Source organism: Streptomyces sp. STR69 (genome assembly GCF_024519455.1).
In the GTDB taxonomy this organism is placed as follows: domain Bacteria; phylum Actinomycetota; class Actinomycetes; order Streptomycetales; family Streptomycetaceae; genus Streptomyces.
The window spans coordinates 52,063-66,015 of sequence record NZ_JALJRY010000021.1; the positions used below are offsets into that span (position 1 = coordinate 52,063).

The 13,953-nt window shown below is 70.6% G+C and carries 16 protein-coding genes; 12 read left to right on the forward strand and 4 right to left on the reverse strand.

Annotation, left to right across the window (positions count from 1 at the left end; genetic code table 11):
- Nucleotides 1–41: 41 nt before the first annotated feature.
- Both OC490_RS33325 and OC490_RS33330 read left to right on the forward strand, forming a co-directional pair.
- Nucleotides 42–593: a Clp protease N-terminal domain-containing protein gene (locus tag OC490_RS33325; RefSeq protein ID WP_262061748.1), complete on the forward strand. Its 552-nt coding sequence runs from the start codon at nucleotides 42–44 to the stop codon at nucleotides 591–593.
- A gap of 88 nt (nucleotides 594–681) precedes the next feature.
- Nucleotides 682–1,689, forward strand: a complete 1,008-nt coding sequence (locus OC490_RS33330) for an EamA family transporter (RefSeq protein WP_262061749.1) — start codon at nucleotides 682–684, stop codon at nucleotides 1,687–1,689.
- A gap of 13 nt (nucleotides 1,690–1,702) precedes the next feature.
- On the opposite strand, the gene OC490_RS33335 is transcribed toward OC490_RS33330, so the two are convergent.
- Entirely contained in the window at nucleotides 1,703–2,335 is a 633-nt protein-coding gene (locus OC490_RS33335; protein ID WP_262061750.1) for an FMN-binding negative transcriptional regulator, read from the reverse strand.
- The gene (locus OC490_RS33340) at nucleotides 2,335–3,021 is read right to left on the reverse strand and encodes a pyridoxamine 5'-phosphate oxidase family protein (protein WP_262061859.1); all 687 of its coding nucleotides are present in this window, start codon (nucleotides 3,019–3,021) and stop codon (nucleotides 2,335–2,337) included. Before OC490_RS33340 ends, OC490_RS33335 begins: the two co-directional genes overlap by 1 nt.
- A gap of 72 nt (nucleotides 3,022–3,093) precedes the next feature.
- Here OC490_RS33340 and OC490_RS33345 point away from each other — a divergent pair, with 72 nt between their 5' ends.
- Complete coding sequence (locus OC490_RS33345) at nucleotides 3,094–4,425, forward strand: aminotransferase class I/II-fold pyridoxal phosphate-dependent enzyme (RefSeq protein ID WP_262061751.1); 1,332 nt, start codon at nucleotides 3,094–3,096, stop codon at nucleotides 4,423–4,425.
- A 59-nt stretch (nucleotides 4,426–4,484) separates the two neighbouring features.
- Nucleotides 4,485–5,387 (forward strand): LysR family transcriptional regulator, encoded by a 903-nt coding sequence (locus tag OC490_RS33350; RefSeq protein WP_262061752.1) that lies wholly within the window; start codon nucleotides 4,485–4,487, stop codon nucleotides 5,385–5,387.
- Nucleotides 5,388–5,410: 23 nt separating this feature from the next.
- Here OC490_RS33350 and OC490_RS33355 read toward each other — a convergent pair whose 3' ends face one another.
- Nucleotides 5,411–5,878, reverse strand: coding sequence for a pyridoxamine 5'-phosphate oxidase family protein (locus tag OC490_RS33355; protein WP_262061753.1), 468 nt, complete (start codon nucleotides 5,876–5,878; stop codon nucleotides 5,411–5,413).
- Between the two features lie 149 nt (nucleotides 5,879–6,027).
- Between OC490_RS33355 and OC490_RS33360 the strand changes: the two genes are divergently transcribed.
- Nucleotides 6,028–6,678 (forward strand): cysteine hydrolase, encoded by a 651-nt coding sequence (locus tag OC490_RS33360; protein WP_262061754.1) that lies wholly within the window; start codon nucleotides 6,028–6,030, stop codon nucleotides 6,676–6,678.
- 26 nt (nucleotides 6,679–6,704) lie between these two features.
- On the opposite strand, the gene OC490_RS33365 is transcribed toward OC490_RS33360, so the two are convergent.
- The gene (locus OC490_RS33365; RefSeq protein WP_019071071.1) at nucleotides 6,705–7,181 is read right to left on the reverse strand and encodes a Rieske (2Fe-2S) protein; all 477 of its coding nucleotides are present in this window, start codon (nucleotides 7,179–7,181) and stop codon (nucleotides 6,705–6,707) included.
- Between the two features lie 350 nt (nucleotides 7,182–7,531).
- Here OC490_RS33365 and OC490_RS33370 point away from each other — a divergent pair, with 350 nt between their 5' ends.
- From OC490_RS33370 to ung, 7 genes are all read left to right on the forward strand, one after another.
- Nucleotides 7,532–8,368 carry an SGNH/GDSL hydrolase family protein gene (locus tag OC490_RS33370; RefSeq protein WP_262061860.1) on the forward strand — a complete coding sequence of 279 codons (837 nt, stop codon included), beginning with the start codon at nucleotides 7,532–7,534 and terminating at the stop codon, nucleotides 8,366–8,368.
- Between the two features lie 134 nt (nucleotides 8,369–8,502).
- Nucleotides 8,503–9,258: a HipA family kinase gene (locus OC490_RS33375; protein WP_262061755.1), complete on the forward strand. Its 756-nt coding sequence runs from the start codon at nucleotides 8,503–8,505 to the stop codon at nucleotides 9,256–9,258.
- Complete coding sequence (locus OC490_RS33380) at nucleotides 9,255–9,671, forward strand: DUF3037 domain-containing protein (protein WP_262061756.1); 417 nt, start codon at nucleotides 9,255–9,257, stop codon at nucleotides 9,669–9,671. Before OC490_RS33375 ends, OC490_RS33380 begins: the two co-directional genes overlap by 4 nt.
- A gap of 142 nt (nucleotides 9,672–9,813) precedes the next feature.
- A complete protein-coding gene (fabG, locus tag OC490_RS33385) occupies nucleotides 9,814–10,575 on the forward strand; it encodes a 3-oxoacyl-ACP reductase FabG (protein ID WP_262061757.1) in 762 nt (253 codons plus the stop codon).
- Between the two features lie 30 nt (nucleotides 10,576–10,605).
- Entirely contained in the window at nucleotides 10,606–11,367 is a 762-nt protein-coding gene (locus tag OC490_RS33390; RefSeq protein ID WP_262061758.1) for an SDR family oxidoreductase, read from the forward strand.
- 201 nt (nucleotides 11,368–11,568) lie between these two features.
- The gene (locus OC490_RS33395) at nucleotides 11,569–13,146 is read left to right on the forward strand and encodes an ABC transporter substrate-binding protein (RefSeq protein WP_262061759.1); all 1,578 of its coding nucleotides are present in this window, start codon (nucleotides 11,569–11,571) and stop codon (nucleotides 13,144–13,146) included.
- Nucleotides 13,147–13,259: 113 nt separating this feature from the next.
- On the forward strand, nucleotides 13,260–13,943 hold the full coding sequence (ung, locus tag OC490_RS33400; RefSeq protein WP_262061760.1) for a uracil-DNA glycosylase: 684 nt from the start codon (nucleotides 13,260–13,262) through the stop codon (nucleotides 13,941–13,943).
- Nucleotides 13,944–13,953: the final 10 nt, after the last annotated feature.

Here is a 13,953-nt window from a genome sequence, read left to right on the forward strand (position 1 = left end):
CCGGGGATGCCCTCAATGCGGGGGACTGATGGGGTGAGAGTGTGCAACCCCGTATTCCCAGGCAGTCGAACCGCGAGCAAGGTATTCACCGCGCGGACAACGATGCCAGGCTCAGTGCAGAGCTGGCAGCGGTGGTGGCGGGTGCCCGTCGCCGGGCCCTGCGGGACGGGGACCGGCAGATCGACACGGCCCATCTGCTGCACAGCCTCCTGGAGTCGGACCCCGAGGCGCGTGCCGTCTTTGGCGACGGCCCCCAGATCGCCCGACTGCTCGGCTACCTGGTGCAGCGCAGCATCGGCTACGGCCTGCGCTGGCAGGGCAGCGTCGAGGACTCCGGCGCGATCCCCGTGATCCCGGCGGCGGAGGGCTGGTCGCCGCTGGCCGCCGGTGCCCTGGAGTACGCCTGCGAGCGCGCCGAACTCCGCGACGGCGACCTGGCCGACGGCATCGACCTCCTCGCGGCGCTCGTCGCGGACCCCGAGGCCCGTGCCGTCGAGGTCCTCCACCGCGCGGGCATCGAGTCCCCCGAGGTGCTGGTGTGGATCGAGAGCCGGCCGGGGGAGTACGTCGCGGGCGGCGATACGGGCTGCTGATCGAGCCGGTGACCGACCCTCTGGCGGTCGTCCACGCGCTGAGACAGGTGTCAACAGGGGTGACGCTCATGTCGTCCCCTGTCATCATGTGGCCGTGCATACGTCTGAGAGCAGTGCCGCCGGTGGTGCGAAGGGTGTCGGGCTCGGTCTGGCGCTCGGATCCGCGCTGGCCTTCGGGGGATCGGGGGTCGCGGCCAAGCCGCTGATCGAGGCGGGCCTCGACCCACTGCACGTGGTGTGGCTGCGGGTGGCAGGCGCCGCCCTGGTGATGCTGCCCCTCGCCCTGCGCCATCGCGCGCTCGTACGCAGCCGCCCCGCACTGCTCCTCGGCTTCGGACTGCTCGCCGTCGCCGGCGTCCAGGCCTGCTACTTCGCTGCGATCTCCCGCATACCCGTCGGCGTCGCCCTGCTCGTCGAATATCTCGCACCCGCCCTCGTCCTCGGCTGGGTCCGGTTCGTGCAGCGGCGTCCGGTCACCCGCGCCGCCGCGCTCGGCGTGGTCCTCGCGGCCGGTGGCCTCGCCTGCGTCGTCGAGGTGTGGTCGGGCCTGAGCTTCGACGCCGTCGGACTGCTGCTCGCGCTCGGTGCGGCCTGCTGCCAGGTCGGCTACTTCGTCCTGTCCGACCAGGGCAGCGACGCCGGCACCGAGGCGCCCGACCCGCTCGGCGTGATCGCCTACGGCCTGCTCGTCGGCGCCCTGGTACTGACCGCCGTGGCCCGTCCCTGGACCATGGACTGGTCCGTCCTCAAGGGCGACGCCGACATGAACGGCAACGCGGTCCCGGCCGCGCTCCTGCTCGCCTGGATCGTCCTGGTCGCCACGGTCCTGGCCTACGTCACCGGAGTGGTCTCCGTCCGCCGCCTCTCCCCGCAGGTCGCGGGCGTGGTCGCCTGCCTCGAAGCGGTCATCGCGACGGTACTGGCCTGGATCCTCCTCGGCGAACACCTCTCCGCACCCCAGATCACCGGCGGAGCGGTCGTCCTGCTGGGCGCGCTCATCGCCCAGTCCTCGGCCCCTGCAAAGCACTCCGAGGAACCGGTCGCGACCGGCGGCCCCGAGAGGGAGCAACTGTCCTCACGGGAAACAGCCGCCTAGATCGCGGCCCTCCTCACCCCTCTCGCCGCCGCAGCAAATGCTCCCGTGCCACCTCGTCGCGCACCCCGCCCCGCCCCGCGAGCCCGACCGCGATACGGTCCTGGACCTCGGCGGACCGCTTGCCCGCGTACTTGAACTTGGCCCGTACGCCGGTCACTTCGAGGCGCAGTGCGCGGATGCCGGACAGCAGACGTCCGTTCGGTGGCTCGCCCGGGGTGACCGGGGTGGAGCCGCCCCCGGGCTGGAAGTGGCCGACCTGGCGGTTGAGGAGGGTCGCCTTCTCGGCCGGGTCGTCCACGAGGTGGGCGGTGCAACGGAGTTGGACCGCCGCGTAGAAGCTGGTCGGCACGCCGTGTTCCGGTGGGACGTCCGGGTCCGCCTGCCAGGGGCCGGGGATGTACACGTAGTCGTCGACGACGCTCAGCACCACCTGGGGGTTCGCCTCCAGCGCCGGCCACAGGGGGTTGGGGCGGGCCAGGTGGGTGACCGCCTCGCCGCGCTCGGGGTCGTAGGCGAAGTGGAGGGGCTGGACGAACGGCGGTTCGCCGGGCGGGCCGTTGACGGCGAGTTGGCCGAAGTCGTGGGCGGCCAGCCAGTGTTGCCACTCGCTGTCGTCCTGGGGCGCGTCCCAGGGGTGGATGAGCATCACAACACCGCCAGGTAGTCCGGGAGTTCGACGCCGGGGGACAGGTCGTCGTTCGGGAGCGGGGTGCTGTAGCCGGTGTTCAGGGGGAGGACACCGGCCCAGTGGGGGAGGTCCAGGTCCTCGGGCTCGTCGTTCGCGCCGCCGGTGCGGAGCTTGGCGGAGACCTCGTCGAGGTCGAGGCGGATCACCATGGTGGCGGCGAGTTCCTTCCTGTTGCCGGGCCGGGAGTCCGCCGAGCGGCCGGGCACGACATGGTCGACCAGCGCGTCCAGCGCCGTCCGCTTCTCCTCGGGGTCCGTCACCTGGTGGGCGATGCCGTGCACCACCACGGAGCGGTAGTTGATCGAGTGGTGGAATGCGGAACGGGCCAGCACGAGACCGTCCACGTGGGTCACCGTCAGGCACACCGGGAGCCCCGGGTCGGCCTTCCCCGTCATCCGCAGCGGGCGCGCACCCGTCGAACCGTGCACGTACAGCCGCTCGCCGACCCGCCCGAACAGCGTCGGCAGCACGACCGGCCGGCCGTCGCGGACGAAGCCGAGGTGGCAGACGTAGGCCGTGTCGAGTATCGCGTGCACCAACTCCTTGTCGTACGACGCCCGTTCCGCGGAGCGCGTGGGGACGGTCAGGTCGGTCGGCGTGTAGGCGGCGGGCTGTGACGTCGGCTGTGAGGCGGTCCCCTGCATGGTGCTCTCCGTGTGTTCGGCGGTGTCCGGGTCGAGTTGCGATATGTATTGCACTAGTGCATAGTGTTCTTTGTGCTAGGAGGATATCGGATCGAAGGGCGACGCGCAGCCGACATCGCTGCCGACGTCGAGCGCGCGGTGGGCTCGGGAGAGCTGGAGCCGGGTCAACTGCTGCCGCCGATGCGGGAGTTGGCCGTAGAACTGGGCGTGAATCCCAATACGGTCGCGGCCGCGTACCGGACCCTGCGGGAGCGCGGGGTCATCGAGACCGCCGGGCGGCGTGGCAGCCGGGTGCGGCCCAAGCCGGCCACGACCGGGCGCGAGCACATCCGGGTGGATGTGCCGGAGGGGGTGCGCGAGGTGTCCCACGGCAACCCGGATCCCGCCCTGCTGCCCTCCCTCGTCCGGGCGTTCACCCTGGCCGCCGAGCTCTCCGACCGCGAACCGGTCATGTACGGCGACGACCCCGTCGAACCGGAGCTGGCACGCACCGCGCGGGCCGCCCTGGACGCGGACGGCGTGCCGGCCGGCCCCGTGGCCGTCGCCTCCGGATCGCTGGACGCCGTCGAGCGCGTCCTCGCCGCCCATCTGAAGCCCGGTGACACCGTCGCCGTCGAGGACCCCGGCTGGGGCAGCCTGCTCGACCTCGTACCGGCGCTCGGACTGCGCGTCACCCCCGTCCGCGTCGACGACGACGGACCGCACCCCGACGACGTGCGCGCCGCGCTGGAGTCCGGCGCGCGGGCCCTGATCGTCACCGACCGGGCGCAGAACCCCACCGGAGCCGTGGTGAGCGCCACGCGCGCGCGTGCCCTGCGTTCCGTGCTCCGCGAGCATCCGGAGACCCTGCTGATCGAGGACGACCACGGCCACGGCATCGTCGACCAGCCCCTGCACCCGCTGGCCGGCGCCCCCCGCCACTGGGCCTTCGTCCGCTCGATGGCCAAGGCCTACGGCCCCGATCTGCGCCTCGCCGTGCTCACCGGGGACACCGTCACCCTCGACCGGGTCCGTGGCCGCCAGCGCCTGGGGCCGGGCTGGGTCAGCCGGATCACCCAGCGCGCCGTGGCCAGGCTGTGGGCGGACGGCGCGGTGGACACCCCGGCGGTGGCCGCCGCCTACGGCCGTCGCCGGGACGCGCTGATCGCCGCGCTCGCCGACCACGGGGTCACGGCGTACGGCCGCAGCGGCCTCAACGTGTGGATCCCGGTACCGGACGAGACCGGCGCGGTCTCCCGCCTCCTCCACGCGGGCTGGGCCGTCGCCCCCGGCGCCCGCTTCCGGATGAGCGCACCGTCCGGCATCCGGATCACCGTCTCGACCCTGACGGCCGACGAGACCGGTCCGCTGGCGCAGGCGATCGCCTCCGCGTGCGGCCGGACGCCCATGCGCGGTTACGCGTGAGGGTGTGACCCTGTAGCGCGAGCGGGATCCGGCTTCGGGTATCTCGTAGTATCGCTTACGTGTTGAATCTGGAGCGGCTGCGCACCCTGGACGCCCTGGCCCGGCACGGCTCGGTCAGTGGCGCGGCCGAGGGGCTGCATGTGACGACCTCGGCCGTCTCGCAGCAGATGTCCAAGCTGGAGCGGGAGGTGGGACAGCAACTCCTCGCCAAGAACGGGCGGGGGGTACGGCTCACCGATGCCGGCCGGCTGCTCGCCGAGCACGCGGGCCGGATCCTGTCCCAGGTGGAGCTGGCCCAGGCCGACCTGGAGGCCCAACGGGGGCAGGTCGTGGGCGAGTTGCGGCTCTCCGCGTTCCCGACCGCCGCCCGCGGCCTCTTCCCCACCGCACTCGCCGCGCTGCGCGCCCGGCATCCCGCGTTGCGCGTCCGCTCCACCGAACTGGAGCCGGAGAGCGGTATCGCGGGTGTCGTGCGCGGCGATCTCGACCTCGCGGTCGTCCTCGACTGGTACAACAAGCCGATGCCGCTGCCCGACGGTCTGGTCAAGGCGCCGATCCTGGACGACCCCGCCGATGTGGCGATGCCGGTCGGCCATCCGCTCGCGGGCCGCGACGAGGTGGACCTCGGGGAGTTCGCCGAGGACGAGTGGATCACCTGGGCCGAGGGCGAGTTCTGTCACGAGTGGCTGATGTTCACTCTGCGCTCCCGGGGCATCGAGCCGATCATCGGCCACCGCGCCGCCGAGACGCACACCCAACTGGGGCTGGTGGCAGCCGGGTTGGGCGTCTGCATCGCACCCCTGCTGGGCCGCAGCCCGATGCCCGCCGGAGTCGTCACCGTCCCGCTGAAGCAGCGGGTGCGCCGGCATGTCTACGTCGTCTGGCGCGCGGACGCCGACCGCCGCCCCTCCATCCGAGCCGCGGTCGAGGCGCTTCGGGCGGCGGCCGAGACGGTCGTCTGACAGCCTGCCCGGAAGCAACTCGCCTACAGCGCCGCCAACTTGCGGAAGTCCCAGGACGTGACCGTGTCCGGCGTCAGCCGAATCCACGCGTGCCGGCCGTCGTAGGGCATCGAGTCCAGGCCGAAGTTCTTCTGCGCGAACAGCTTCTCCACCGCGACGAGTTCGGGATGCGGCTCACCCGTGCGCGGGGACTCGCCCACGAACTCGACGGTCCCGGACAGCTCGACGCCCCGCAACTCGTCGTAGGCGTGCCCGCCGTCGACGACCACGGCGATGCGCTGGTCGCGGCGCAGATCGGCCCAGCGCTTGCTGCGGGTGATCGAGTACAGCCAGAACGAGGTGCCGTCCCAGGCGAACCAGAGCGGGCTGACATGCGGGGCCCCGTCCGCGGAGACGGTCGCTACGCGGCAGGTGCGCTCGGCGGCGAGGAACTCGTCCAGCTCCTCGGGTGTCATCATGATCTTCCGGCCTCGACGCTGAGTGGCGGTCATGCGATCCCCTTCGGCTACGGCACGAGCGGCGGGCAGCCGCTTCTGACGGTTCGTCAGGAAAACTGGCCGGATGGGCGCCGGCCGTCTTCCGTACGCACGCGATGCTCGTTACTGTCACCCGCCCCGGCCGTCGACGACAAGGGAGAGCCATGCCGTCGCACGCACAACTCAGTGAGATCCTCGACACGGTGAGCACTGTCCTGCTGACCGTCGAATGTCAACAGGGCGTGGTCGGCCCGGACAGCGCGCTGCCCGAACTCGCCCTCGCGGCACGCTCGTCGGGCGCGCTCGCCAACGTCGCCCGGCTGGTCGCCGCCGCACACGAGAGCGGGGTCCAGGTGATCCACGCGCTCGCCGAACGCCGCCCGGACGGCCGGGGCGCGAACCACAACGCCCGGCTGTTCCGCGCCGCCGAACGCCTGCCCGTCCAACAGCTGTCGGGCACCGCGGCGGTACGCGTGGCACCCCCGATCGAGGTCGCCGAGGAGGACTTCGTCGTACGACGGCTGCACGGTCTGTCACCGATCCAGGGCACCGAAGTCGACGCGCTGTTACGCAACCTGGGCTGCCGCACACTGATCGTCACCGGCGTCTCGGCCAACGTGGCGATCCCCAACGCGGTGTTCGACGCCGTCAACCGCGGCTACACCGTCGTCGTACCCAAGGACGCCATCGCGGGGGTGCCCTCGGAGTACACCCCCGCGATGATCCGCAACACCCTCGCATTGGTCGCTACGGTCGCGACCACGGACGAGGTGCTGGGCTGCTTCAAGCGACCGCGCCGAGCGGGCCGCGGCTGACCGTCACATCAGCGGGAGGCCGACCGTCACGCCAGCGTGATGGAGTCCCCGGTCACGGTGATCTGCTCGGCGGGCAGCGCCTGGGTCGCGGGGCCCTGCTTCACACTGCCGTCGGTGATGGAGAACTCGCTCTTGTGGCACGGGCAGCCGATGACGCCGTTGGTGATGGTGGTCACGGCGCAGCCCTGGTGGGTGCACTTCGAGGAGAACGCCTTGTAGGTGCCCGCCGTCGGCTGGGTGACCACCACGCCCTGGCTGGCGAAGATCTTGCCGCCGCCCTCGGGGATGTCGGTGGTCTTCGCCAGTTCGGTACCACCGGCGTCACCCTGGGCGGTGGACGCGCCGGCCGTGGTGGTGGAGCCGGAGGTGTCCGAGGAGTCCGACGACGAGTCGTCGCTCGACGAACACGCGGTCAGCGCGACGGCGAGTCCCGCCGCGCCGACCGCCGCCAACGCGGTGCGACGGGAGGGCGCCGTAACGGGTTCGAACGAATCGCTGGTCATGCTGACGTTCCTTCCATAAGAAAGCATTTGTGGGTGTGCAAAGGGGTACGGGATGCGGATGACCGTCGTTCAGACGGTGTCGAGAGCTTGGCCTGATCGAGATCAGGCAGGCGTAAAACCTCGCTGTCGTTTCGCTGTCGGCCCTGCATAAGGCCTGAACACGCACCCGGTGAAGCCATGAGTGAACCTCCTTGGTGCGCGCGCCGTTTCACGTCTCGCCAGTACAACGCCCACACCCCGACGGGTGTCGGGGGCGGGGGCCCGACGAATGGACGGACTTGAACGTGCAGAGCAAGAGAATCCCCGGCCGGCGGAGCCTGCTGCGCGGCGCCGCGGTGGCGGGTTGCGCGATGGCCCTGTGCGTCGCGGGGGCGACGGCGGCGAGTGCCGCGGCGCACACCGCGCCCAGCGTGAACTACGTCGCGCTGGGCGACTCGTACGCCTCAGGACCCGGCATACCGACCCAGGTCGACGCCACGTGCGCGCGGTCCGACCAGAACTATCCGTCGCTCCTCGCGGCGGCGCAGAACTGGCGGCTGACCGACGTCAGCTGCTCGGGCGCCACCACGACGGCCCTGGCCGGCCCCCAGGGCTCGACGGCACCGCAACTGGACGCCCTCGGCGCGGACACCGACGTGGTCACCCTGACCATCGGCGGCAACGACATCGGCTTCTCCGGCAACCTGGCCACCTGTGCCGGACTGACGTCCAAGAACCCGACCGGCAACCCGTGCCAGACCTTCTTCACGAGCGACGGCACCGACCGGCTGGCGCAGCGCGTCGACGACACCGCTCCCAAGATCGCCGCGGCCCTGGACGCCATCCACGAGCGGGCTCCCCGGGCCAAGGTCGTGGTGGTCGGCTACCCCGACCTGTTCCCGGACGACGGAGTCGGCTGCACCAGCTCCGCCGTACCGCTGGCGGCCGGTGACTTCGGCTATCTGCGGGACACCGAGAAGAAGCTCAACGCGATGATCGCGGACCAGGCGTCGGCGCACGGTGCGGCCTACGTCGACACCTACACCCCGACGGTCGGACACGACATGTGCAAGCCGGCCGGCGAGCGCTGGATCGAACCCCTGGTCGCGGCGGCGCCGACCGCGCCCGCCCACCCCAACGCCCAGGGCCAGCAGGCCATGGCCGCCGTGGTGGAGAACTCCGTCCACTGCGTCGCGCACCGCCGGTGAGCTGAGCGGAAAGGAGGCGTCCGCTGTCCCGGTCCTGGTGAGAGCGGGCGCCCCCACTCCTCATAGAATGCTGACTCCGTGCCGGAGGCGCGTCCGAAGCGGTTGTGGACGGCAAGGCCAGGGAGTCTCGGAAAGTGCTCAAGGAAGTCATCGCGACCCGCTACATCACGCCCCTGCGGGAAGGCGGCTCGCTGCCGGGGCTCGTCGAGGGCGACGACTTCGCGCCGTACGTCATGAAGTTCAGCGGTGCCGGACAGGGCCGCAAGACACTCGTCGCCGAGGTCGTCGTCGGGGAGCTGGCCCGCCGGCTGGGCTTCCGGGTGCCGCGACTGGTGACCCTCGACCTCGACCCGGTGCTCGGGCTCGGCGAACCCGACCAGCAGGTCCAGGAGTTGCTGAAGTCCAGCGGTGGCGCCAACCTCGGCATGGACTTCCTGTCCGGCGCCCTCGGCTTCGATCCGCTGGCCTTCACGGTGAGCCCCGAGGAGGCGGGCCGGATCGTCTGGTTCGACGCCCTCGTGAACAACGTCGACCGGTCCTGGCGCAATCCCAACCTGCTGATGTGGCACGGCGACCTGTGGCTCATCGACCACGGCGCCACCATGATCTGGCACCACAACTGGCCCGGCGCCGAGACCTCCGCGGCCCGCCCCTACGACGCCGCCGACCACGCCCTCGCGCGCTTCACCCCCGACCTCGCGAGCGCCGCCGCGGACCTCGCACCGAGGGTCACCGAGGAACTCCTCGCCGAGGTCACCGCCGAGATCCCCGACGCCTGGCTGACCGGCGAACCCGGCTTCAGCGCCCCCGGCGACCTCCGCCGGGCCTACGCGGCGCCCCTCCTCACGCGCGCCGCCGTCATCCACGAGCGCATCAAGAGGGACCAGTGACCGAGCGCCACATCATCCGGCCCAGCGAGGCCAACGAACGGGACGTCTTCGAGTACGCCCTGCTGCGCGTCGTACCGCGGGTGGAACGCGGCGAGTGCATCAACGCCGGGGTGCTCGTCTACTGCCGTGCCCGCTCCTACGTCGGCGCCCGCACCCATCTGGACGAGGCGAGGCTGCTCGCCCTCGACCCGGCCGCCGATGTGGCCGGGATCAGGGCCGCGCTCGGTGCCGTAGAAGGAGTGTGTGCCGGTGGTGACGCGGCCGGGCAGGCGGGGCGGGACGACGCGGGGCGGCGGTTCCGCTGGCTGATCGCGCCGCGGTCGACCGTCGTGCAGCCGGGGCCCGTGCACACCGGTCTCACCGTCGATCCGGCGGCCGAGACGGAGCGCCTGCTCGACCTGCTGGTGAGGTAATGAATCACACCCGGCCCTGCGCACGTTGACACCGAGTGCCAGGGCTTCTAGCGTCACGTCTGCCGAAGGTACTAAGCGGTCGCTCACTGGCAGGCCGCGGTTTTCAAGGGCGAGAGTTTCTCAAGGGCGAGGAGAACCAGGAATGTCCACCACTGAGCAGCGGGTCGCGATCGTCACCGGCGGAGCGCGGGGCATCGGCGCCGCCACCGCCGTACGCCTCGCGGCCGAGGGCCGTGCGGTCGCCGTGATCGACCTCGACGAGGCCGCCTGCAAGGACACCGTGGAGAAGATCACCGCGGCCGGCGGCAAGGCTCTCGCGGTCGGCGCCGACGTCTCCGACGAGGCGCAGGTCGAGGCCGCGATCGCGCGCATCGTCGCGGAGCTGGGCGCGCCGACGATCCTGGTCAACAACGCGGGCGTGCTCCGCGACAACCTGCTCTTCAAGATGAGCGTCTCCGACTGGGACACCGTCCTGAACGTGCATCTGCGCGGCTCGTTCCTGATGACCAAGGCCGTCCAGAAGCACATGGTCGACGCGGGCTTCGGCCGGATCGTCAACCTCTCCTCGTCCTCCGCCCTCGGCAACCGCGGCCAGGCCAACTACTCCGCGGCCAAGGCCGGTCTGCAGGGCTTCACCAAGACCCTCGCCATCGAGCTCGGCAAGTTCGGCATCACGGCCAACGCCGTCGCCCCCGGCTTCATCGCCACCGACATGACCGCCGCCACCGCCGCCCGCGTCGGCATGGGCTTCGAGGACTTCAAGGCCGCCGCCGCCACCCAGATCCCGGTGCAGCGCGTCGGTGAGCCCGACGACATCGCCAACGCCGTCGCCTTCTTCACGAACGAGGCGGCCGGTTTCGTCTCCGGCCAGGTCCTGTACGTCGCCGGCGGACCGCTCAACTAGGGAACACGGGAACAGGGAACGCAGGAAAAAATGACTGAACTGCCTGAACTCTCCGGCAAGGTCGCCGTCATCACCGGCGCCAGTCGCGGCATCGGCTACGGCGTCGCCGAGGCGCTGCTCGCCCGCGGCGACCGGGTCTGCATCACCGGACGCAACGAGGACGCCCTCAAGGAGGCCGTCGAGACGCTCGGCGCCGACCGCGTCATCGGCGTGGCCGGCAAGGCCCACGACGAGGCCCACCAGACCGTCGTCGTCGAGCGCACGATGGAGGCCTTCGGCCGCGTCGACTACCTGGTCAACAACGCCGGTACGAACCCGGTGTTCGGCCCGATCGCCGACCTCGACCTGAACGTCGCCCGCAAGGTCTTCGAGACCAACGTCATCTCGGCGCTCGGCTTCGCCCAGAAGACCTGGCACGCCTGGCAGAAGGACAACGGCGGCGCCATCGTCAACATCGCCTCCCTCGCCGGGATCTCCGCCTCGCCGTTCATCGGCGCGTACGGCGTCAGCAAGGCCGCGATGGTCAACCTGACGCTCCAGCTGGCGCACGAGTTCGCGCCCGGCGTACGGGTCAACTCGATCGCCCCGGCGGTCGTGAAGACCAAGTTCGCCGCCGCCCTGTACGAGGGCCGCGAGGCGGAGGCCGCCGCCTCCTACCCGCTGGCCCGGCTCGGTGTGCCGTCCGACATCGGCGGCGCCGCCGCGTTCCTGACCTCGGAGCAGTCCGAGTGGATCACCGGCCAGACCCTCGTCGTCGACGGCGGCATCCTCCTGAACGCCGGAGTGGCCTGACCCCACGACCCGGGCGCCGGTTCCTTTGCTGTTCCCTTTACGGAATCGGCGCCCGTGTCGAGGTACGAAAACGCGCACAGTGGACTGACAACGTCGTCATAAAACCGCTGATCAAGTGCCCCGTCCGAACCTTGCTCAACCGGCCGGGACACTGCGGTATGGTCTGCCGACCCTTGGTACGGCGGATCGAGGAGTGTGCGCGTGTTCAACCCGAACCGAGGCCTGCGGAGAGCCGCGGCGATCACGTCGATATCCCTGGTGGCCGGATGCGGGGTGTTCTCGGACGGAAATCCGGACGACCGGGGACCCATCGTCGTCGGCACCACCAGCGCCCCCAGCACGCTCGACCCGGCCGGCTCCTGGGACGGCTCGTGGGAGCTGTTCCGCAACATCTACCAGACGCTCCTGGCCTACCCGACCGGTGCGACCACCCCCGAGCCGGACGCCGCCAAGAGCTGTGGTTTCACGGACGGTTCGAACACGACGTACCGCTGCGAACTGCGCGCGGGCATGAAGTTCGCCGACGGGGACACCCTCGACGCCCAGGCCGTCAAGCACTCCATCGACCGCATCCGGCAGATCGACGTGGCGGGCGGACCCGCCGGCCTGCTGGGCAGCCTGGACCGGGTCCAGGTGACCGGTGACCGCGAGGTCGTCTTCCGCCTCAACAAGCCCGACGCGACCTTCCCGTTCGTGCTCGCCACCCCGGCCATGTCGATCGTCGACCCCGACGACTACCCCGCGCACTCCCTGCGCAAGGACGGCAAGGTCTTCGGCTCCGGGCCCTACACCCTGAAGTCCTACGACGACGGCAAGCAGGCCCAACTCGTCCGCAACGACCGCTACAAGGGCTTCGCCAGGCGTGAGAACAGCGCGGTGACGATCCGCTACTTCCAGGACTCGGGCACCATGGTCAAGGCGCTGCGGGACCAGAAGATCGACGTCACCTACCGAGGCCTCGCCGCCGACGACATCGTCACCCTCCAGGGCAGCCCCTCGAAGGACCTGCAACTCGTCGAAGGCTCCGGCACCGACATCAACTACCTGGTGTTCAACCCCAAGGACCGGTGGGCCCGGAACCCCGCAGTCCGCAAGGCCGTCGCCCAGGTCGTCGACCGCGGGGCGATCACCCACAAGATCTACCGCGACACCGTGGACCCCCTCTACTCCATGGTCCCGAAGGGCCTCACCGGCCACACCACCGCCTTCTTCGACGACTTCGGAGACCCCAGCGTCCCCAAGGCACGGAAAATCCTCACCCGCGCGGGCATCACCGACCGCGTCCCGCTCACCCTCTGGTACACCAGCGACCGCTACGGCTCCGAGACCGCCCTGGAGTTCAAGGAACTCAAGCGTCAGCTCGACGGCTCCGGGCTCTTCACGATCACCCTGAAGAGCCGCCCCTGGAAGACGTACGTGACGGGCTACCAGAAGGGCGAGTACCCGGTGTTCGGGCGTGGCTGGTTCCCGGACTTCCCCGACGCCGAGAACTTCATCGCGCCCTTCGTGGGACAGCAGAACGCGCTCGGTACGCCCTACCCGTCGCCGAGGATCACCGGCGTACTGCTGCCCGAGTCCCGCAAGGAGACCGACCGGGCCGACGTGGTCAAGGAGTTCGAGGAGGCGCAGCAGATCCTGGTGGACGACACCCGGCTGCTGCCGCTGTGGCAGGGGCGGCAGTACGTGGCCGCCAGCGACGACATCTCCGGCGGGGAGCAGGCGCTCGACCCGTCGACGATCATGATGATGTGGCAGCTGTACCGCAAGACGAGCTGGTGAACCGGCTCGCGGCACCGGTTGTCAGTGGTCGCCTGTAGGTTCTGGGACATGGAAGCGACCGCACCGCGCGGTCGTACCGCATCGTAGTCGCCGCACATGGTAAGGAAGTTGACGTGACCGACATCTCCATGCTCCCCGAGTCCTGGCGCGGAGTCCTGGGCGACGAGCTTCAGCAGCCCTACTTCAAGGAGCTGACCGAGTTCGTCGAGGAGGAGCGGGCGAAGGGACCGGTCTACCCTCCGCGCGAGGAGGTCTTCGCCGCCCTGGAGGCGACGCCGTACGACCAGGTGAAGGTGCTGGTCCTCGGTCAGGACCCGTACCACGGCGAGGGCCAGGGACACGGCCTGTGCTTCTCGGTCCGCCCCGGCGTGAAGACCCCGCCCTCCCTCCGGAACATCTACAAGGAGATGAAGGAGGAGCTGGACCTCCCGGTCCCGGACAACGGCTATCTGATGCCGTGGGCCCAGCAGGGCGTCCTGCTGCTCAACGCGGTGCTCACCGTCCGCTCCGGCGAGGCCAACTCCCACAAGGGCAAGGGCTGGGAGAAGTTCACCGACGCGGTGATCCGCGCGGTGGCCGACCGGCCCGACCCGGCGGTCTTCGTCCTGTGGGGCAACTACGCGCAGAAGAAGCTCCCCCTGATCGACGAGGAGCGGCACGTGGTGGTCAAGGGCGCGCACCCCTCCCCGCTGTCCGCCAAGAAGTTCTTCGGCTCCCGCCCGTTCACCCAGATCGACGAGGCCGTCGCGAAGCAGGGCCACACTGCGATCGACTGGCGCATCCCGAACCTGGGCTGACCTCACCGGG